Origin of the sequence: Inquilinus sp. Marseille-Q2685, assembly GCF_916619195.1 — a bacterium.
GTDB lineage: Bacteria > Pseudomonadota > Alphaproteobacteria > DSM-16000 > Inquilinaceae > Inquilinus.
The window spans coordinates 251,559-271,258 of the sequence record NZ_CAKAKL010000005.1 but is presented as its reverse complement, the minus strand read 5'-3'; the positions used below and the strand labels follow the sequence as shown (position 1 = coordinate 271,258).

Sequence of the window (19,700 nt, the reverse complement as noted above, 5' to 3'; positions counted from 1 at the left end):
GCTTACTCCCCCGCCGCCCTCCGCGCCGCGGCGGCGCCCTCGCCGGTCAGCTGCAGGAAGATGTCCTCCAGGTCCGTCTCCTCGGTGGACAGGTCGGCGATGCGCACGCCGGCCTGGTCCATCAGAGTCAGCAAGTCGCCCAGCCGGGTCTCGCTCGGCCGGTAGCGCAGCACCAGCCGGGCCGCGCCCGCCAGCTCCATGCCGCGGGCGGCCAGGGCCGGCGGCAGCGCGTCCAGCGGCTCGCTCAGGCTCACCACCAGGGTCTTGCTGTCGACGCTGGACAGGAGGTTGGCGGTGCTGTCGCAGGCGACGATGCGGCCGTGATCGATGATCGCGATCCGGTCGCACAGCTCCTCCGCCTCCTCCAGGTAGTGCGTGGTGAGCACGATGGTGGTGCCGGCCCGGTTCAGCGCCCGGACATGGGCCCACAGGCTGCGCCGCAGCTCGATGTCGACGCCGGCGGTCGGCTCGTCCAGCACCAGCACGGGCGGCGAATGCACCATCGCCTTGGCCACCATCAGCCGCCGCCGCATGCCGCCCGACAGGGTGCGGGCATAGGCGTCGGCCTTGTCCGCCAGCCCGACCGCGGCCAGGAGATCCGCGGTGATCCGCTCGTTCTTCGGCACGCCGTAGAGGCCGGCCTGCAGGTCCAGCAGCTCGCGCGGGGTGAAGAAGGGGTCGATGTTCAGCTCCTGCGGCACCACGCCGATCGCGGCCCGCGCCTGGCGCGGCGCGCGGGCGATGTCGAAGCCCCAGATCCAGGCGTCGCCTGCGGTCTTGGTGACGAGGCCGGCCAGGATGTTGATCAGGGTCGACTTGCCGGCGCCGTTCGGGCCCAGCAGGCCGAAGATCGAGCCGGCGGGGATGTCGAGGTCGATCGGGTGCAGCGCCAGCTTGTCCGGCTGCCGGTTGCGGCCGCGATAGGTCTTGGTCAGGCCGCGCAGGCGGATGGCGCTCTCGGGGGCGGCGGCATTCATGATGGTACGTGAAACAGTTGATCGGCCGGGCGCCATGGGTATCATCCGGCCGGAACGCGGGCAATCGCCGCCCGCCCATGTTTTGCCGCCAGGAACCCCCAGCCATGCAGCCCGCCGCCCTTCAGCCGTCCGATGTGATCGAGGTCGACCGCGATGTCGAGACCGTCGGGTGCGACGGCGGCGGCGGCCCGCTGGGCCACCCGATGGTCTATTACCCGATCGGGCATGAGCACGAGGTGGTGTGCAACTATTGCGGCCGCCGCTTCGTCCGCAAGGCCAACCGCCACGGCCACTGACCCGCGGAGGGCGCGATGACGCCCGAAACGGTCGAGGAATTCTGCCTGACCCTGCCCGGCGCGGCCCTGAGCGTGCAGTGGGGCGGCGCCCATGTGTTCAAGGTCGGCGGCAAGATCTTCGCCATCCTGGCCGGGATGTCGCGCGGCGAACCCGAGGCCTGGTTCAAGGCGTCGGACTTCTCCTACATCCTGCTGGTCGAGCAGCCGGGCATCCGCCCGGCGCCCTATCTGGCCCGCGCCAAATGGGTGGCGGCGGCGCTCGACGCCCTCCCCGCCGACGACCTGCAGGCCTATCTGCGCGAGGCGCACCGCCTGATCCTGGCCAAGCTGACCCGGGCGGCGCGGGCGGAGATCCTGGGGGCGGGGTGACGGATCGCGGGCTTCCGATCCGCGCGGCACTCCTGTAAGAGGCGCAAACCCGTTCCGACCGCCCGAGGGGCCATGTCGCGCCAGCCGATCTTCAACGTCCCGCCGATCACGCTGTGGCTGAGCGGCGTGATGATCGCGGTCTTCGCCGTCATCCATCTGCTGCCGGAATCGCTTTGGGCGCCGATCATCTACCGCATGGCGGTGGTGCCGGCCTATTTCGGCTATCTGGACCAGCTGCCGCCGCTCGACGCGCTGACGGTGGTCGCCTCGCTGGTATTCTACGCGCTGGTCCATTCCGAGCCGATCCACCTGATCGCCAATCTCGGCTTCTTCCTGGCCTTCGGCAGCGTCTGCGAGCGGCACTACGGCCTGCGCCGCTACACCGTGCTGCTGCTGGTCACGACCGTCGTCGCGGCCCTGGCCCAGGTCGCGGCGAACTGGGGCGAGGAGACAACGCTGATCGGCGCCTCCGGCGCGGTGTCGGGCTGCATCGCCGCCTTCTGCCGGCTGGCGCTGGCGCGGCACGATCCCGCGGGGCGGCGGCTGGCGCTGAACCTGATCGGCTTCACCATCATCGCCAACGCCCTGTTCGCGCTGATGGGCGGCGGCTTCATGGGCGTGAACGCCCAGATCGCCTGGCAGGCGCATATCGGCGGGTTCCTGGCCGGCCTCGTCCTGGGAGCCCCGCGCCGAGCGTGACGCGGCGGCCACAGCCGTCCGGGCCGCCGTCACAATCCTGAAGACTCGACGTTGCAGCCCGAGGACGCGCCGCCTATATGACCGGGGAAGCAAGAGCCGCCCGCGCGGGCGGCATGGACATCGATTGGGGGTCCCGGCGGTGCCTCACCGAGGGCCAGCCGCGACCTGCTGAAGGAATGAGGAAGAGATGAGCAAAGTCATCGGTATCGACCTCGGCACGACCAATTCCTGCGTCGCCATCATGGATGGGGCCCAGGGCCGGGTGATCGAGAATGCGGAGGGCGCGCGCACTACGCCGTCGATCGTCGCCTTCACCGAATCGGGTGAGCGGCTGGTCGGCCAGGCGGCGAAGCGCCAGGCGGTGACCAACCCCGAGAACACCATCTTCGCGGTCAAGCGCCTGATCGGCCGCCGCTACGACGACCCGATGACCCAGAAGGACAAGGGCCTGGTCCCGTACCAGATCGTGTCCGGCGACAACGGCGACGCCTGGGTCGAGTCGCGCGGCCAGAAATACGCCCCGAGCCAGATTTCCGCCTTCACCCTGATGAAGATGAAGGAGACGGCCGAGGCGTTCCTGGGCGAGAAGGTGACGCAGGCCGTCATCACCGTTCCGGCCTATTTCAACGACAGCCAGCGCCAGGCCACCAAGGATGCCGGCAAGATCGCCGGGCTCGAGGTGCTGCGCATCATCAACGAGCCGACGGCGGCCGCCCTGGCCTACGGCCTGGACAAGAAGGCGTCGGGCACGATCGCGGTCTACGACCTCGGCGGCGGTACCTTCGACATCTCGATCCTCGAGATCGGCGACGGCGTGTTCGAGGTGAAGTCGACCAACGGCGACACCTTCCTGGGCGGCGAGGATTTCGACGCCAAGATCATCGACTACCTGGCCGAGGAGTTCAAAAAGGAGCAGGGCATCGACCTGCGCAAGGACCGCCTGGCCCTGCAGCGCCTGAAGGAAGCGGCCGAGAAGGCGAAGATCGAGTTGTCCTCCTCGGTCCAGACCGAGGTGAACCTGCCCTTCATCACCGCCGACGCGTCCGGCCCGAAGCACCTGAACATCAAGCTGACCCGGGCGAAGCTCGAGGCGCTGGTCGACGACCTGATCCAGCGCACGGTCGAGCCGTGCCGCGCCGCGCTGCGCGACGCCGGCCTGAAGGCCAGCGAGATCGACGAGGTGATCCTGGTCGGCGGCATGACCCGCATGCCCAAGGTCATCGAGACGGTGAAGCAGTTCTTCGGCAAGGAGCCGCATCGCGGCGTCAACCCGGATGAGGTCGTGGCCGTCGGCGCCGCGATCCAGGGCGGCGTGCTGCGCGGCGAGGTCAAGGACGTGCTGCTGCTCGACGTCACCCCGCTGTCGCTGGGCATCGAGACGCTGGGCGGCGTGTTCACCCGGCTGATCGAGCGCAACACCACGATCCCGACCAAGAAGAGCCAGACCTTCTCGACCGCCGAGGACAACCAGACCGCGGTGACCATCCGCGTGTTCCAGGGCGAGCGCGAAATGGCGGCCGACAACAAGCTCCTGGGCCAGTTCGACCTGGTCGGCATCCCGCCGGCCCCGCGCGGCATGCCGCAGGTCGAGGTGACCTTCGACATCGACGCCAACGGCCTGGTCAATGTCAGCGCCAAGGACAAGGCGACCGGCAAGGAGCAGGCGATCCGCATCCAGGCCTCGGGCGGCCTGTCCGACGCCGACATCGACAAGATGGTCAAGGACGCGGAGGCCAACGCCGCCGGCGACAAGAAGCGCCGCGAGGCGGTCGAGGCGCGCAATCACGGCGACGCCCTGATCCACTCGACCGAGAAGCAGCTGGCCGAGTTCGGCGACAAGGTCGACGCGGCCGACAAGGCGGCGGTCGAGAGCGCGATCGCCGAGCTGAAGTCGGTGCTGTCGAGCGACGACGCCGACCAGATCAAGGCCAAGACCGAGGCCCTGGCCCAGGCGGCGATGAAGATCGGCGAGGCCATGTACAAGGCCAGCCAGGAGTCGGGCGCGGCGCCGGAGGGCGGCGAGCAGGCTTCGGCGAAGCCGGATGACGGCGTGGTCGACGCCGATTTCGAGGAAGTCGACGACGACAAGAAGAAGAAGTCGGCGTGACCGCGGCCGCATGACCGCGACACGACGATAAGGGGCAGACGCCGCCCCCGCGAGGGTCCGTGAGGGACCGCGCGGGGGCGGTTTTCATCCGGGCCGGGGCCGATGCGGCTCTCCCGGTTCGGCACGAGGATCTTCATGGCGAAGCAGGACTTTTACGATCTTCTGGGGGTCGCGCGCGGCGCCGGCGCGGACGAGATCAAGAAGGCCTACCGCAAGCTGGCGATGCAGTATCACCCGGACCGCAATCCGGGCGACAAGGCCGCCGAGCACAAGTTCAAGGAAATCAACGAGGCCTACGACGTCCTAAAGGACGAGCAGAAGCGCGCCGCCTATGACCGCTTCGGCCACGCCGCCTTCGACGGCGGCGCCGGGCCGCGCGGCCCCGGCGGGGCCGACTTCTCCGGCGGCTTCGCCGACATCTTCGAGGAGATGTTCGGCGACTTCATGGGCGGCCGCCGCGGCGGCCAGCGCGCCCAGGCCGGGCGCGGCGCCGATGTGCGCTTCAACCTCGAGATCACGCTGGAGGAGGCGTTCGTCGGCAAGCAGGCCACGATCAAGGTGCCGTCCTCGGTCGCCTGCGAGGTCTGCGACGGCTCGGGCGCCGAGCCCGGCAGCCAGCCGGTGACCTGCCCGACCTGCGGCGGCGCCGGCCGCGTCCGCGCCTCCCAGGGCTTCTTCACGGTCGAGCGCACCTGCCCCGGCTGCGGCGGCCAGGGCCGGGTGATCAAGAACCCGTGCCGGAACTGCAGCGGCTCCGGCCGCGTGCGCAAGGACAAGACGCTGAAGGTCGACATCCCGCCGGGGGTGGACGACGGCACCCGCATCCGCCTGTCGAACGAAGGCGAGAGCGGCATGCGCGGCGCGCCGCCGGGCGACCTCTACATCTTCCTGTCGGTGCGGCCGCACCCGCTGTTCCAGCGCGACGGCGCCGACCTGTTCTGCAAGGCGCCGATCCCGATGACCACGGCGGCGCTGGGCGGGCCGATCGAGATCCCGGCGATCGACGGCGGCCGCGCCAAGATCACGGTGCCGGCCGGCACCCAGTCCGGCGCCCGCTTCCGCCTGCGCGGCAAGGGCATGTCGGTGCTGCGCTCGGCCGGCCGCGGCGACATGTATGTCGAACTGCAGGTCGAGACCCCGGTCAACCTGACCAAGCGCCAGCGCGAGCTGCTCGAGGAGTTCGAGCGCGAGGGCGGCGGCGGCACCAGCCCAGAGAGCCAGGGCTTCTTCGCCAAGGTGAAGGAGTTCTTCAAGGAGTAGGCGCGACTCGCGTCACCGCTTCCCCTTTCCGTCATCACCGGGCTTGACCCGGCGATGCCGGGGTCGCAAAGAGCGCATACATCCAACCTGGATGCCCGGGTCAGGCCGGGCATGACAGGGGTGGAAGAGGATCGCCACCGAAGGACCCTGCCGCATGACTGCCGGCGACACCCCGCGCCCCGTCGAGGGCCCCGTCAGGATCGGCATCACCGGCGCCGCCGGACGGATGGGCCGGATGCTGCTCCAGACCGTGCTGGACGCGACCGACAGCTCGGTGGCGCTGCACGGCGCGGTCGAGCACGAGGGCAGCGCCGCGGTCGGCCAGGATGCCGGCCTCCTCGCCGGGCGTCCGGCCTGCGGCGTGATCGTCTCGGACGACCCGGTGCAGCTCTTCGCCACCGCCGATGCGGTGATCGACTTCACCCGGCCCGAGGCCTCGGTCCGCTTCGCCGCCTTGGCGGCGCAGGGCAAGGCGGTGCATGTGGTCGGCACCACCGGCTTTTCGGCCGAGGACCTGGCGGCGCTGGGCCGGGCCGCGCGCCACACCCCGATCATCCAATCCTACAATATGAGCCTGGGCGTGACCCTGCTGGCGGCGCTGGTGCGCCAGGCCGCCCGCGCGCTGGATGCCGGCTGGGACCTCGAGGTGGTGGAGATGCACCACCGCCACAAGATCGACGCCCCCTCCGGCACCGCCATCCTGCTGGGCCGCGCCGCCGCCGAAGGCCGCGGCGTGGACTTCGACGCGGCGAAGGCGATCGACCGCGACGGCAAGCGCGTCGAAGGCGCCATCGGCTTCGCCACGCTGCGCGGCGGCGACGTGGTCGGCGAGCATGCGGTGATCCTGGCCGGGGCCGGCGAGCGCATCGAGCTGGGGCACAAGGCCACCGACCGCGGCATCTTCGCCCGCGGCGCGCTCAAGGCCGCCCTGTGGGGCCGCGGCCGGGCGCCCGGCCTCTATTCGATGAACGACGTGCTGGGGCTGAGCTAGGGCTCCTCGTCTTTCTTCCCTGTCATGCCCGGCAATGACAGCAGAGGGGTTTTAAACGCACACCGGCGGCCGGCGCTCGATCCAGGGCTGCGCCGCCTCCAGCTGGGTCGCCAGCCGCAGCAGCGTCGCCTCGTCGCCGGTGCGCCCGACCAGCTGCACCCCGACCGGCAGCCCGTCCGGCGTCCAGTGCATCGGCAGCGACATTGCCGGCAGGCCGGACAGGTTGAACGGGAACATGAACACGGCGTCCGACCACAGCGCGTTGTAGGCGTCGTAATCGGTCATGCTCATATCCCAATGGCCGAAGGGCCGCGGCGGCTGGGTCAGGGTCGGGGTCAGGACGGCGTCGAAGGGCAGCAGCTGCCCGACCAGGCCGCGGGCGAACTGGCGCAGCGCCTCGACATCATTGGCGTGCCGGATGCCGCTGATCGACCGGCCGCGCTCGATCGCGGCCCAGGTCAGCGGCTCGACCTCCGCCGGCGTCACCGGCCGGCCGACCAGCGGCTCCAGCGCCGCGAACAGCGCCGCCGTCTCGACCGCCAGCATGTCGGTGTAGACCGCCCAGGCGCGCCGCGCGTCGAAGTCGAGATCGTGCTCCACGACCACATGGCCCAGGCTCTCCAGCACCTTTGCGGTGCCGCGCACTGCCGCCAGATTCTCGGGATGGATCGGGCCGCCATCCGGCGCCCGGGTGACCAGGCCGATGCGCAGGCCCCGGGCCGGCTGCCGCGCCGCGGCGGCCCAGCCTTCCGCCGGCGTCTGCGGGGTGTAGGGGTCGCCCGGCGTGCCACCGGCCACGGCGTCGAGATAGGCGGCGGTGTCCCGCACCGTGCGGGAGACGCAGAGCATGTACACGCCGCCATACCAGATATCGACCGCATCGGGGGCGAAGGTGATCCGGCCGCGCGACGGCTTCAGCCCGACCAGGCCGCAATTCGCGGCGGGCACGCGGATAGAGCCGGCGCCGTCGCTGGCCTCGGCCAGCGGCACCATCCGCGCCGCCACCGCCGCGGCCGACCCGCCGCTGGACCCGCCGGGGGTCACATCCTCGCGCCAAGGGTTGTGGGTGCGGCCGTACAGCTTCGGCTCGGTCGAGATGCACCAGCCGCCCTCCGGCACGTTGGTGCGGCCGAGCGGCACCAGCCCCGCGCGCTTGATCCGCCGCGTCAGCTCACTGTCGCTTGGCGCCGGCAGGTCCCTGAAATAGGGGCAGCTCCAGGTCGCCGGCACGCCCTGCCATTGCGAGGCGAGATCCTTCATCAGGAACGGCACCCCGGCGAAGGGCCCGTCGGCCGGCGCCCGTGCCGCCAGGTCGCGGCCGATGTCGTAGGCCTTGCGCGTGACGGCGTTGAGCCGCGGGTTCAGCCGGTCGATCACGGTGATCGCGGCCTCGGCCAGCTCGGCCGCCGAGACCGCGCCGCTGCGCACCCATTCGGCCAGGCCCAGCCCGTCGCGCGCCGCATAGTCTCGGATCAGGGCCTCGGTCACGATCGCCATGCGCTTCCCTCCCTCATCTGGTTTGAGGCAAGGCTAGCATGGGTGCTGCCGGCGGCAACGGCGGCCCTCCGCGGGGCTGCCATCACCACGGCCCATGCTATGCTGCAGCATGAACGACATCCTGACGGACGCCGTGATCGACCGGGCGCGCGGCGCCCTGGTGGGGCTCGCGGTCGGCGACGCGCTCGGCACCACGCTCGAATTCAGCACCCGCGACAGCCGGCCCCTTCATCGCGAGATGACCGGCGGCGGCCCGTTCGGGCTCCAGCCCGGGGAGTGGACCGACGACACCAGCATGGCGCTGGCCCTGGCCGACAGCCTGATCACCCGCGGCAGCTTCGATGCGACCGACCTGATGGACCGCTTCGTCGCCTGGTGGCAGGACGGCCGCTACTCCTGCACCGGTGCGTGCTTCGACATCGGCATGGCCACGCAGCAGGCGCTGGACCACTACCTGCATGGCGGCGGTCCCTTCGCCGGATCGACCGACCCGACCACGGCCGGCAACGGGTCGCTGATGCGGCTGGCGCCCGCCGTGCTTCATACCCTTCGCGACGCCGAGGCCTGCCGCCGCATCGCGGCCGATCAGAGCCGCACCACCCATGGCGCGCAGGAGGCAACGGACGCCTGCGTCTTCTTCGGGGAGGTGCTGCGATCGGCGATCCTGGGCGCCGGCAAGGCCGAGACTCTGGCACCCAGGGCGTGGGACGGCGCCGCCAGGATCCAGAGCATCGCCCATGGCGATTGGCGCGGCCAGCCGCGAGCCCTGATCGAATCCTCGGGCTATGTCGTCCATACGCTGGAAGCGGCGCTCTGGGCGGTGGACCGCACCGACAGCTTCGAGGAGGCCTTGGTCCTGGCCGTGAATCTGGCCGACGACGCCGATTCGGTCGGCGCCGTCACCGGCCAGCTGGCCGGCGCGCTGTACGGGATGTCGGGCATCCCCCGGCGCTGGTTGGAACCGCTGGCCTGGCGGGAGCGGATCGTGGAGACGGCCGACGGCCTGATCGCCGGAACCTAGGCCGCCGCGGCGTCGGTCAGGCCGGCTTCCCAGGCCAGCAGCGCCTGCTTCTTGGCCGAGCCCCAGCGGTAGTTGTGGAGGATGCCGCTGGCCCGGATCACGCGGTGGCAGGGGATCAGCACCGAGACCGGGTTGGAGCCGACCGCCCCGCCCACGGCGCGGCTGGCGGTCGGCCGGCCGATCGCGGCGGCGACGTCGCCGTAGCTGGCGACCCGGCCGGGCGGGATCGACAGCAGCGCCTCCCACACCTTGACCTGGAAGTTGGTGCCGCGCAGCAGCACCGGCAGCGGCGGCCGCTGCCCCACCGGCGCGAACATCCGCGCCACCACCGCGGCGGTGGCCGACTGGTCGCGCACCAGCTCCGCCCCCGGCCATTCGCCGGCGAACTCGGCCACGGCCGCGCCCTCGTCGCCGGTCACGAAGCTGAACCAGCAGACGCCGCGGTCGGTGACGCCGAGGATGCAGCGGCCGAACGGGCTGGACTGCAGGCCCCAGCGTATGACGAGGCCGGCGCCGCGCGTCTTCCAGTCGCCCGGGGTCATCGCCTCGCAGGTCACGAACAGGTCGTGCAGCCGCGACGGGCCGGACAGGCCGGTGTCGAGCGCGGCGTCGAGCAGGCTGGTCGGGGCGCTGAGCAGCTTTCGGGCATGGTCCAGCCGCAGATACTGGGCGAAGCGCTTGGGGCTGATCCCGACCCAGCGCGAGAAGACACGCTGGAAATGATGCGGGTGCAGCCCGGCCTCGGCCGCCAGCGTCGCCAGGTCCGGCGGGTCGTCGCGCCGCTCCACCAGCAAGGCGATGGCCCGCGCCACCGCCTCGTGGCGCGGCTCGTCGGCGGCCCCGGTCAAGTCATGGGGGGCCAGCTGATCGGCGGAAAGGGTGCTCATGCCGCCACTGTCCCGCCGCCGGCCTGCGCGGACAACCCGGAAGTTGCGGTCAGGCGCCGCCGCGCAGCCGGTCGAGCGCCGCCGACAGGTCGCGCGCCAGATGGGCGCGGTCGGACGGCGCCAGGAAGCCGCCGATGGCGACGCGCTGGCCGTGGCTGGTCAGGGTGACGCGGTTCTGGCCGACCTCGCTGCGGTCGACCTCGACCCGCAGCCAGTAGGGCTGCAGCTCGATCCGGTGCGACACGCCGCGATGGTCGCCATGCTCGATCACCAGCCGGCCGGCGGTCAGGCGCAGGCTTTCCCAGCTGCGCCCGGCCCGGCGCAGATTCGACCGCATCAGGACGAACAGCAGCAGGGCGTCGAGGCCGTAGAAGCCGAACACCGGCCAGGCGCCGAGCATCAGGAACAGCACGCCGTTGAACAGGCTGGTGACGCCGACCACGCCGATCACCAGCCAGAAGCCGATCGGCCCCAGGCTGCGCTTGGGCCGCAGCAGCCGCTCGAACAGCACCGGGTCCGCCGCGGCGGGGCCGTGGACGCCGATCCGGGTGAGGCTGCTGCTGCGCATGGACATCAGCATAGGCCGGACCGGCGGCATGGCAATGGCCGATGGCGCGCGCCCCGTCGCCCCGTTAGGCTGCGGCGCATGAAGCCAGCCGCCATCGACACCTTCTACGCCCGCCTCGCCGCCCGGATGCCGGAGCCGAAGAGCGAGCTGAACTACCACAACCCATACACCCTGCTGGTCGCGGTGGTGCTGTCGGCCCAGGCCACCGATGTCGGGGTGAACAAGGCGACCGGGCCGCTCTTCGCCGTCGCCGACACGCCGGAGAAGATCGTGGCGCTGGGGGTGGAGGGCCTGTCGCGCTACATCCGCACCATCGGCCTCTACAACATGAAGGCGAAGAACGTCATCGCCCTGTCGCAGATCCTGCTGCGCGACCACGGCGGCGAGGTGCCGCGCGACCGGGCGGCCTTGGAGGCGCTGCCGGGCGTCGGCCGCAAGACCGCCAATGTGGTGCTGAACGTCGCCTTCGGCGAACCGACCATCGCCGTCGACACCCATATCTTCCGGGTCGGCAACCGCACCGGGCTGGCGCGGGGCAAGACGCCGGACGCGGTGGAGAAGGTGCTGGAGCGGGTGACGCCGGACCGCTGGAAGCTGCACGCGCATCACTGGCTGATCCTGCACGGCCGCTACACCTGCAAAGCGCGCAAGCCGCTGTGCCCGGCCTGTCCCGTCGCCGATCTGTGCGAATGGCCGGAGAAGACGGCCTCGATCCCCGCCTAGAGCGGCACCCCCGCCCGCTCTCCGGTCCGCCGGCCCGCGGCGCCGGCCAGCATCGCCAGATGGGCCCGGGCGATGCCCAGCTTCTTCCCGAAGGACGTGCCGCATTCGATGCGGTGGAACAGGTCCTGCCGGTCCGACAGCGCGTCGATCATGCGGTCGACATAGGGCTGCCGGGGCCGGGCCCGGGCGACCGCCCGCAGATGGGCCAAGCCGTCCGGATCGGCGAGGTCGCCATCGAAGCTGTCGCGGATCTCCCCGGCCAGAGCGGCCTCGAACCACGGCAGCAGCCGGGGATGGGTCAGCAGCGCCCCGAACAGCGCATCGTCGCGGTAGCCGTGCCAGCGCGTGGTCAGGCGCCGGGCCTCGTCGTCGCCGACGCTGGCGAGGTCCTTGAACGAGCTGCCGCCACCGTGCCGGGTGACGGCGGCGACGCGCTCGCTCGACCGCAGCCCGAGCCGGTCGGCCACCCGCTGCCGGTAATCCGCATCCAGGACCCAGGCGTTGTAGCCGATCAGCGACAGCCCCGGCACGGTGCCGTCGGCATGGATCTGCAGCCAGTCGCGCTCGGCGAAGAGCTGGCGCAGGATCATCACCAGGTCCAGCCGGGCCAGACGCTTGCGGTGCATCAGGCTGGCGCAGAGGTTCAGCGGGTCGCGCAGGAACAGCAGGTCGACCCGCCGGCCGCCGGCGGCGCGCTGCATCCGCCAGGCGGCCTCGAGCCCCAGCAGCGTCACGCCCTCATAGTTGAAGATCGTGGTGCCGTTCGCGCCCTTGCCCCGCGCCGCCGGGCCGGCGACCTTGCCGAGATGCGACCGGATCGGGTCGCCGATCACGGCGTTGTTGACGAAGGCAGCCGGCGTGTCGCGGTGCTGCCGCAGCCAGCGGACGAAGGCGTGATGGCCGGACCGCTTGGTCGAGATGACGTTGATGAATTCGAGACCCATCCTGCGTCCCGCTCTCCCTCGGTGTGGACGGATGAAGTTCCCTGCCCCGTGTTCCGGACAGCGGACGGCGCCGCCGTCGGCCGGCTTCGGGCCGGCGCGGCTATCCTTACAGAAAAGTAAAGTCGGGCAGAACCGCTAAGTTCGCCGCAGGGGCCGGGCGCGTCCCGCGCCGGCGCCGGTCACGGCGTGGTTGCCGTCACCGCCGGATGAGCTCGGCGCCATGCCGGCTCAGGCCGGGGGATCGGCGATCTCGTCATAGCCGCGGTTCAGGAACTCGATCAGGCACAGCCCGTGGCCGAAAGGATCGGCCAGCGGCGCCAGCCGGCCCCAGGCCGCGGTGCGGATGCCGTCCTCGGCCACGGCGCCGGCCGCGACCGCGCGGGCCAGCGCCGCCGCGACGTCGTCCACCACCACGTCGAGATGCACCGGCGTCCAGTGCCGGGCGTAGCCGCGGCGGCTGTCGCCGGCGCCGACCGTGCCGGCCGCCTTGCGCAGCAGATAGAGCGGCGCGGGCCAGCCCGTCAGCTCCGCCATCTCGCCGCCGAAGCGGCGCCCGACCTCGAGGCCGAAGGCGCCGGTGTAGAAGGCCACCGCGGCCTCGAGATCGGGCACGTCGATATTGACCAGCAGGCTCACGGCGGTCCCCTCCCCTCGCCCCGGCGGCCGCCCTATCCTGCCAGCGCCTCCGGATCGAGCGCGCCGAGGGCGGCGGCGAAATCGGTCATGTCGGCGGTCAGCCGGGCCAGGCCCTTGGTCGGCGACAGCGTCGCCTCGTCCATGTACAGGGCCCGGTTCAGCTCGACCTGCAGGGCATGGATGCCGGCGCGCGGCCGGCCGTAATGCCGGGTGGTGAAGCCGCCGGCATAGGGGGTGTTGCGGGTGACGACATAGCCGCGGCCGGCCAGCCACTGCTCCGCCGCCTCGGTCACCGCGGCGGCGCAGGAGCTGCCGTAGCAGTCGCCCAGCACGACGTCGACCGCGCGGCCGCCTGGGGTGCGCGAGGCGCCCTGCGACGGCATCGAATGGGCGTCGATCAGGACGGCGTGGCCGAACCGGTCGCGGGTCTCGTCGACCAGCCGGCGCAGCGCCGCGTGATAGGGGGTGTAGTATCGCTCCACCCGCTCCACCGCCTCGGCGAATCGCAGCTTGCCGCGATAGATGTCCTTCCCCTGGGCGACGATGCGGGCGATGGTGCCGAGCCCGGCGACCACGCGCGGCGAGCGGGTGTTGACCCAGCCCGGCAGCGCGTCGTCGAACATCTCGGGATCGAGCTCGTAGGCCTCGCGGTTGACGTCGAGGAAGGCGCGCGGGAACAGGGCGCGCAGCAGCGGCACGCCCTGCTCGGGCACCCGGCCGAAGATCTCGTCGACGAAGCCGTCCTCGGACCGGCGCAGCGTGTGCGGGTCGAGCCGCGCCGCGGCCAGGAACGACGGCGGGTAGTCGCGGCCGCTGTGCGGCGAGGCGACCACGACCGGGAGGCGCCGGTCCTGCGGCAGGGCGATCGCCACCGCGTCGGACGCCGGCGACTGCGAGGCGACTTGACCATCCATGCCACCGTCATATCCCAGCGCCCCCGGGCTGTCGACGGGGCCGATAGGCCGGTTCGGCGGCAGGGACGGTTTGATGCTTGCACCCCCCGGTCGATGATGCTACATGGGCGCTCCCCGCGGACGACCGGCCTTCGGTCGTCCTTCCCGGTACCGGGCGCGTAGCTCAGCGGGAGAGCACTACGTTGACATCGTAGGGGTCACTGGTTCAATCCCAGTCGCGCCCACCACCGGCCTCCTGAAGAGATCAGTAGCTGGTCTGGCCGGCCAGTCGCGACAATAGGCTCGCGACGAGTTCCCGTCCGCCCATGAGGGGGTGTTCTGCCACTCGCATTCGAAGCGATGCGCTCGGCCTCGCCGAGCAGAATCGCCCTGGCCTGTGGGATGACCTGGCCAGCTGGACGGCCGTCATGCGTATGCATTACAATGTCATCAGCACAGGAGAGCGCCGATGACATCAAGCGCACTGATCCAGACTCGCATCGACCCCGCTCTGAAGGACAAGGCGACACTCGTGCTCGCCCGGATGGGCCTGACCGTTTCTGATGCCGTCAGGATGCTGCTCACCCGTGTGGCGAACGAGGGCACTCTGCCGGCTGGGCTGGCGGTGGACCCGGAAACCTACGACGCTTGGTTCCGACGGAAGGTGCAGGAGGCCATCGACGACCCGCGCCCCTCCATCCCGCATGAGGAGGTGGAGGCCGAGTTCGCCCGGCGCCGCGCTGAGACACGCCGCAAGCTGGCCGAAGGCAAGGCGTGAAGGTTGAGTGGCGTCCGGCGGCGCAGGCGGATCGGGACGCGATTTACGACTACATCGAGGCAGACAACCCGCGCGCTGCGCTGGTTGTGGACACGCGCGCCTGTGGGCGCATGCACAGACCCTGACGCGGCTGCCGGCACTCGGACGACCTGGACGGATCGCAGGAACACGGGAGCTGGTGATCCGTCGGACATCCTACATTCTTGTGTATCGGCTGGCCGGCGACACTGTCGAGATCCTGCGAATCCTGCACAGCGCCCGCCAATGGCCAGCGGAACTGGGCGACGAGCAGTAGAAGCATCATGCCGACGCAGGCACTTTACCGCGCTGAAGCGATGGAATTTGCGGCGACTGCGGCCGCCTCTTCACCCGTCCTTCGCCGACGCCTCCACCTCCACGATCCCGACCCGCGATTCGATCTCCACCGCCGACACCACCCCCTCCGCCTGCTCGATCTCGCGGAAGCAGCGATACATGCCGTCATTGAAGCGGATGTCGTCGAACACAACGACCCAGCGGCCGGCCAGCCGCGGGATCAGCAGCTCGGCCTGGGCCTTGACGATCTCGCCGACATGGATGCCGTCGATGAAGGCGATCCCCGGCCGGTCGAAGCGGATCTCCGCCGCCTCGAACCCCGCCTCGAAGGTGTCGGCGACGGCGGTGAATCGGGGGCTGATCGCGGCCAGGTTGGCGCGGGCGATCTCCTGCCACTGCCGGTTCGGGTCGAAGGTGACCAGCCGGCCCCGGCGGTTGGCCGAGAGCCCGGCCAGCCAGTACATGCCCGAGACCCCGAAGGCGGTGCCGATCTCGACCACCGTCCACGGCCGGAAGCGGCGGACCAGCTGGTAGTAGACCCGTCCGTATTTGTGGCTGGTGCGGACGGCGTTGCTGGACCGCTTGAAGCTGTCGTCGGGCGCGGTGAAGTCGCGATAGCCCTCCCACAGGTCGAGCGGCCCGATCTCCTGCGTCGACCGGGCGCGCTCCGCGATCAGCCGCTCCTTAGCGAAGCGGCGGGGGCGGATCAGATCCGCCACCCGCGTCTCGTTCAGGAACGCCGTGTCCCGCTTCCGGCGGACCACGGCGAGCGGCACTTGTGCCGGTTCTCCCATCCTGCCGGTCAGGCCGCGAGCGGGAACGGGCAGGCCTCGCGCAGCGCCGCCAGGTCCGGCATCCGCTCCGGCACGTATTGGCACAGCCGCGCATGGTCGGGCGTGACCGTGCCCAGCTCCGCCAGGTCGAAGGGCTCGACATCCTTCAGCCCGACCGAGGCGAAATAGTCCTCGAACTTGGTGTTGCCGCCCGGAATCTGGGTCTCGCTGGTCGACATCACCGCCCAGCCGACCGGGATGCCGTAGGCCTGCGACACGATGAGCCCGTGCAGCGAGGTCGAGATGATGTGCTCGCACTCCGACACCTCGTCGAGGAACGCCTCGATGCCGTCATAGGAGCCGCGCATGATGTCGATCACCTTGACGTCCGGATGCACCTCCAGCGGCGCCGCCACATGGGTGAAATGGCGGATCAGGCCGAGCTTGTGCTTCTTCGTGCCCTTCGGCTGGTACAGCTGCGGCAGCAGGAGGGCGACGTCGCCATAGACCTGCGGGCACTTGCCGCCGCTGTCCAGCACCAGCCGCCGGGTCAGCGGGCCGCGCACCGCCTTGTACACCGCCTGCGGGTGCAGCTTGTCGGTCAGGCGCGGGCTGCCCGTGCCCCAGACCGGCGTGCCCTTCTTGGCGAACTTGATCACCGAGCCGATCACCAGGGCGCCGCTGCCCGCCGCCACCCAGCGCGGCGGCCGCCCGGTCAGCTTCTCGACGATATAGGGGTTCAGGATGTCGCCGAAATTGCCGGGATAGGGCTGCTCCATCCACCACAGCTGCGGCCGCTGCTTCGGCTCCAGCCCGCCGGCCTTGGCCCGCTCCTCCAGCCCCAGCCGCAGCATCCGGCCCTGGGCGAAGGCCCTGGCCTTGGCGGTGCCGTGCTCCGCCAGCTCGCCGGCATAGCGCAGGCCCTCCTCCGGCAGGTGGAACTCGATGCAGAAATCGACCACGCGCTGCAGCAGGGCCGACAGGCGGTCGCTGTATTCGCCCTCCTGCCGCAGCTGGGAGATCCGGCCCTCGTACAGCGCCAGCGCCGCCTGCTCGCCCTCCTGCCGCCGCGCGATGCGGGCCAGGGTGTTCAGCGGGTCGTCCTGCGACGGGTCCAGCTCGGTCATCTTCTTCAGATAGACCCCGGCGTTCTGCAGCTTGCCGGCCTTCAGCTCCTGCTCCGAGATCGCCTTCAGCACCCGATACTGGCGCGACGGCTCCAGGATCGGCGCGTCGTGCTGGGCCACCTCCTTGACGAAGTCGCGGACATTGCCGCTGTCGCCGAAGGCGAACCAGGCGTCGGCCGCGCCCAGCTTCTCGCCCCAGGCGATCCGCTTCGGCGGCAGCAGCGTGATCTGCAGCTGCTCGGAATGCGCGCGCCACGCCTCCTCGAAGAAATAGTCGTCGGTGCCGCGCTCCTTGCTGCCCTTCTCCAGCTCCACCAGCTGCTCCAGCAGCCGCCGGGTCGGCGCCGTGTAGTTGAAGAACAGGAACCCGGGATGGAACGTCCGCGCGAAGATGAACGGGTCGTATTCCCGGAAGTACTTGAAGTTCCGCAGGAACGCCGCGAAGTCGCTCTCGCAGCGCAGGAACGGGTCCGGCCGCTTGATGATCCGGGTGTCGATGTCGACCCAGATGATCGGCCGCTTATGCTCCTCCAGCTTGCGGGAGTAGTAGTTGACCTTGTAGCGGCAGATGTCGGCCCAGTTGGCGTCCGGCCCCAGCTTGACCTCCTCGAAATCGTATTCGATCTCGAGCTTCTTGCAGTCCTCGGCCAGGTGGTAGGCGGAGTCGTAGTAGTACTGCTTCCCGCCGTAGAAGCTGACGACGACGGCTTCCTTATCCATGGTGCGCCTCTTCGAGCTGCAGAAGCAGGGTGGTCTCGTCGAGCTGGGCGATCTCGTAGATCGGCCGCTCGACCAGATCGGAGTCGGCGAAGGTGAAGATCCGCCGGCCCTCGCGGGCGATCTCGGAGCCGAGGAAGCTCTCGATCGCGTTGCGCACGGCCGGCAGGTCGGCCGCCTCGACGATGACATGCGGCGAGCGCGAGCGGATCGCGCGGACGCAGTCGGCCCGGTCGCGGGCCGCCTGGCCCGACAGGCGCAGCCGCACCAGAGTGGCGTCGTCGCAGGCCTTGGACAGCTGCTTCGGGTCGGCGGCGTCACACAGCTTGATCGCCGCCCGGTCGCCCTTGCCGTTGAGGGCGCGGTACTGCTTCAGGATCGGCTCGCCCTTGCTCTTCTCATAGGCGACCGACACCGAGCCCGCCTTGGAGACGAGATTGCCGAAGGCCGAGGCGAAGTAGAGGAAGCCGGGGTCGAGATCGACCACCTTGTCGCCCGGCTTCAGCACCTTGGCGGCGCAGGCCAGCGTGCTGTTGCGCCACCGCCGGGCCTCGATCTCCGACAGCTCGGCCTCGAGGCCGTCGGCCGGCACGGCGAGCTGGATGGCATCGGCCGTGGTGACGACGACATGGTCCGGCAGCACGATCTCCTGGTTCTTCGGCGGCTCCTCGACAACGGCCGCCGCGGGCTCCGGCGCCTTCGCCGCGGGCGCCGGATCGATCGCGAGGGCCTCGACCGCGACGGCCGGCTTGCGGTCGAAGGCGGCCGCGAACTGCTCGACATTGTCCAGCGCGCCCGCGATCGCGGCCGACCGCTCCTCCTCGCCGACCGGCTGGGCGAACTCGATCGCGTCGCCGATCCGCAGGTTGCGGTTGGCGTGGTCCAGCAGGATCGCAGCGCGGGTCAGCGACGGGAACCGCTCGGCCAGCGCCCGGCCGCTCTTGCTGGTCGGGCCGCAGACCTGGATCAGCGGCGTCCGCCCCATCACCGAGAACAGCAGCCCGTGGAAGCGGGAGCTGACCGCGAGCGCCGCCGAGGCGTAGAGATCCATGATCGCCGAGACGTCGAACTCGGCGGCCTTGACCACATGGATGTCGCGCCGCTGCCGCAGCCGCTCGTAGATCGCCTCGTCATCGACCGAATGCACGACGCCGACCACCGTGTCGTAGCCCTTGCCGAGGGCCTCGAGCGTCTCGTCGAGATAGGCGTCGATCGTGCTGTCGCGCTTGGCCAGCCAGCTCTCCAGGCTGTGGCTGAGCGACAGCACGGCGAGGTTCGGGTCGCGCCGCACGGGCACCGGCCGGGGCCCGTCCGCCAGCAGCAGCGCCAGGTCGCCGGTGGTGTGGACGTTCTTCAGCCCCACCGTCTCGGTCAGGAGGGTGGCGTCGCTGCGCTCGCGCACCGTGACCAGCTTCGCCAGCGACAGCGTGTCCTTGTAGGCGGCGGCGCCGAGCGTGGTCCGGATCCCCTGCGTGCCGACGCCGAGCACGGCGGAGGGGATGCCGCGCTCATAGGCGTAGCGGATCGGCGCCGTGTAGTTCGAGACGTTGCTGAAGCTGCTGTCGTAGAGCAGCCCGCCGCCGCCGATCGCGAGCAGGTCGGCGCCGTCGATCACGGAGTAGTCGGGGTTGGGGCCGACCAGCTCGACCTCGTCGAAGCCGTTCCGGTACAGGATCTCGCGGGCGCCGAAGCTGACCGCGTCGTCGCCGACATTGCCGACCCCGAAGGCCGAGACCACCACGGCCCGCCTGCTCGCCGAACGGGGCCGCACGCGCGTGTCGCGCTTGACGTATTCGAGCACCGGCTGGGTGTGTCGCCGCCGGGCGACGTCGAGCACCGCCGGCTTGGCGCCGGCGGCGTGCCTGGCGAACACCACGAAGACCTCGTTGGCGTGCACGACGTCGCCGTGGATCACCAGCGCCTGCAGGATCTGCCGCGGCAGGCGGGGCATCAGGCCCTTGTGGACGATCGCCCGTTCGGGGACCGGCGATTTCAGCTGCGCCGCCGCGCTGTAGGGAATGACCCGGGCGTTGGCGAGATCCTTCGACAGGGCTTCGAACAGATAGTCAGGAACGAGGACCTCGTCGCCCGGCGCGAGCTTCAGCGACGAGATCATGTCTTT

At 70.6% G+C, this 19,700-nt stretch carries 21 protein-coding genes and 1 tRNA gene; 12 read left to right on the top strand and 10 right to left on the bottom strand.

What is annotated here, in order from left to right:
* Positions 1-2 precede the first annotated feature (2 nt).
* Entirely contained in the window at positions 3-977 is a 975-nt protein-coding gene (locus LG391_RS23465) for an ABC transporter ATP-binding protein (protein ID WP_225770468.1), read from the bottom strand.
* A 104-nt stretch (positions 978-1,081) separates the two neighbouring features.
* On the opposite strand from LG391_RS23465, the gene LG391_RS23460 reads away from it, so the two are divergent.
* The 6 genes from LG391_RS23460 to dapB all read left to right on the top strand — a co-directional run bounded on the left by LG391_RS23460 (position 1,082) and on the right by dapB (position 6,699).
* Positions 1,082-1,273, top strand: coding sequence for a zinc-finger domain-containing protein (locus tag LG391_RS23460; RefSeq protein WP_034837579.1), 192 nt, complete (start codon positions 1,082-1,084; stop codon positions 1,271-1,273).
* 15 nt (positions 1,274-1,288) lie between these two features.
* Positions 1,289-1,642: an MmcQ/YjbR family DNA-binding protein gene (locus LG391_RS23455; RefSeq protein WP_225770467.1), complete on the top strand. Its 354-nt coding sequence runs from the start codon at positions 1,289-1,291 to the stop codon at positions 1,640-1,642.
* Positions 1,643-1,714: 72 nt separating this feature from the next.
* A complete protein-coding gene (locus LG391_RS23450) occupies positions 1,715-2,341 on the top strand; it encodes a rhomboid family intramembrane serine protease (RefSeq protein WP_225770466.1) in 627 nt (208 codons plus the stop codon).
* Between the two features lie 187 nt (positions 2,342-2,528).
* Positions 2,529-4,448, top strand: coding sequence for a molecular chaperone DnaK (dnaK, locus tag LG391_RS23445; protein ID WP_225770465.1), 1,920 nt, complete (start codon positions 2,529-2,531; stop codon positions 4,446-4,448).
* A 135-nt stretch (positions 4,449-4,583) separates the two neighbouring features.
* Complete coding sequence (dnaJ, locus tag LG391_RS23440; protein ID WP_225770464.1) at positions 4,584-5,708, top strand: molecular chaperone DnaJ; 1,125 nt, start codon at positions 4,584-4,586, stop codon at positions 5,706-5,708.
* 154 nt (positions 5,709-5,862) lie between these two features.
* Positions 5,863-6,699 (top strand): 4-hydroxy-tetrahydrodipicolinate reductase, encoded by an 837-nt coding sequence (dapB, locus tag LG391_RS23435; RefSeq protein WP_225770463.1) that lies wholly within the window; start codon positions 5,863-5,865, stop codon positions 6,697-6,699.
* 51 nt (positions 6,700-6,750) lie between these two features.
* Here the strand turns inward: dapB and LG391_RS23430 are convergent, their stop codons facing one another.
* On the bottom strand, positions 6,751-8,196 hold the full coding sequence (locus LG391_RS23430; protein ID WP_225770462.1) for an amidase: 1,446 nt from the start codon (positions 8,194-8,196) through the stop codon (positions 6,751-6,753).
* Between the two features lie 109 nt (positions 8,197-8,305).
* On the opposite strand from LG391_RS23430, the gene LG391_RS23425 reads away from it, so the two are divergent.
* The gene (locus LG391_RS23425) at positions 8,306-9,217 is read left to right on the top strand and encodes an ADP-ribosylglycohydrolase family protein (protein WP_225770461.1); all 912 of its coding nucleotides are present in this window, start codon (positions 8,306-8,308) and stop codon (positions 9,215-9,217) included.
* Here the strand turns inward: LG391_RS23425 and LG391_RS23420 are convergent.
* Together LG391_RS23420 and LG391_RS23415 are read right to left on the bottom strand one after the other, a co-directional pair.
* Positions 9,214-10,104, bottom strand: a complete 891-nt coding sequence (locus tag LG391_RS23420) for a bifunctional transcriptional activator/DNA repair enzyme AdaA (RefSeq protein ID WP_225770460.1) — start codon at positions 10,102-10,104, stop codon at positions 9,214-9,216. The two genes, LG391_RS23425 and LG391_RS23420, sit on opposite strands and share 4 nt — an antisense overlap.
* Positions 10,105-10,153: 49 nt before the next feature.
* Positions 10,154-10,672 carry a DUF2244 domain-containing protein gene (locus LG391_RS23415; RefSeq protein ID WP_225770459.1) on the bottom strand — a complete coding sequence of 173 codons (519 nt, stop codon included), beginning with the start codon at positions 10,670-10,672 and terminating at the stop codon, positions 10,154-10,156.
* A gap of 78 nt (positions 10,673-10,750) precedes the next feature.
* Between LG391_RS23415 and nth the strand changes: the two genes are divergently transcribed.
* Positions 10,751-11,395: an endonuclease III gene (nth, locus tag LG391_RS23410; protein ID WP_225770458.1), complete on the top strand. Its 645-nt coding sequence runs from the start codon at positions 10,751-10,753 to the stop codon at positions 11,393-11,395.
* On the opposite strand, the gene LG391_RS23405 is transcribed toward nth, so the two are convergent.
* The 3 genes from LG391_RS23405 to LG391_RS23395 form a co-directional block, all read right to left on the bottom strand.
* A complete protein-coding gene (locus tag LG391_RS23405; RefSeq protein ID WP_225770457.1) occupies positions 11,392-12,339 on the bottom strand; it encodes a hypothetical protein in 948 nt (315 codons plus the stop codon). The two genes, nth and LG391_RS23405, sit on opposite strands and share 4 nt — an antisense overlap.
* A gap of 228 nt (positions 12,340-12,567) precedes the next feature.
* Entirely contained in the window at positions 12,568-12,975 is a 408-nt protein-coding gene (locus tag LG391_RS23400; RefSeq protein WP_225770456.1) for a VOC family protein, read from the bottom strand.
* Positions 12,976-13,007: 32 nt separating this feature from the next.
* Positions 13,008-13,889: an N-formylglutamate amidohydrolase gene (locus LG391_RS23395; protein WP_225770455.1), complete on the bottom strand. Its 882-nt coding sequence runs from the start codon at positions 13,887-13,889 to the stop codon at positions 13,008-13,010.
* A 152-nt stretch (positions 13,890-14,041) separates the two neighbouring features.
* On the opposite strand from LG391_RS23395, the gene LG391_RS23390 reads away from it, so the two are divergent.
* The 4 genes from LG391_RS23390 (at position 14,042) to LG391_RS23380 (ending at position 14,941) form a co-directional block, all read left to right on the top strand.
* Positions 14,042-14,116, top strand: a tRNA-Val gene (locus LG391_RS23390).
* A 221-nt stretch (positions 14,117-14,337) separates the two neighbouring features.
* Complete coding sequence (locus LG391_RS23385; protein WP_225770454.1) at positions 14,338-14,646, top strand: type II toxin-antitoxin system RelB/DinJ family antitoxin; 309 nt, start codon at positions 14,338-14,340, stop codon at positions 14,644-14,646.
* Positions 14,643-14,771, top strand: a complete 129-nt coding sequence (locus tag LG391_RS35075) for a type II toxin-antitoxin system RelE/ParE family toxin (RefSeq protein ID WP_374200767.1) — start codon at positions 14,643-14,645, stop codon at positions 14,769-14,771. Before LG391_RS23385 ends, LG391_RS35075 begins: the two co-directional genes overlap by 4 nt.
* A complete protein-coding gene (locus LG391_RS23380; RefSeq protein ID WP_374200774.1) occupies positions 14,747-14,941 on the top strand; it encodes a type II toxin-antitoxin system RelE/ParE family toxin in 195 nt (64 codons plus the stop codon). Before LG391_RS35075 ends, LG391_RS23380 begins: the two co-directional genes overlap by 25 nt.
* Before the next feature lie 70 nt (positions 14,942-15,011).
* Here the strand turns inward: LG391_RS23380 and LG391_RS23375 are convergent, their stop codons facing one another.
* From LG391_RS23375 to LG391_RS23365, 3 genes are read right to left on the bottom strand one after another with little or no spacing between them, the layout of a single operon-like run.
* Positions 15,012-15,737: a class I SAM-dependent methyltransferase gene (locus tag LG391_RS23375; RefSeq protein ID WP_225770452.1), complete on the bottom strand. Its 726-nt coding sequence runs from the start codon at positions 15,735-15,737 to the stop codon at positions 15,012-15,014.
* A gap of 26 nt (positions 15,738-15,763) precedes the next feature.
* A complete protein-coding gene (locus LG391_RS23370) occupies positions 15,764-17,581 on the bottom strand; it encodes a polysaccharide pyruvyl transferase family protein (protein WP_225770451.1) in 1,818 nt (605 codons plus the stop codon).
* On the bottom strand, positions 17,574-19,694 hold the full coding sequence (locus LG391_RS23365) for a polysaccharide pyruvyl transferase family protein (protein ID WP_225770450.1): 2,121 nt from the start codon (positions 19,692-19,694) through the stop codon (positions 17,574-17,576). The genes LG391_RS23370 and LG391_RS23365 overlap by 8 nt, the downstream gene beginning before the upstream one ends.
* Positions 19,695-19,700 lie beyond the last annotated feature (6 nt).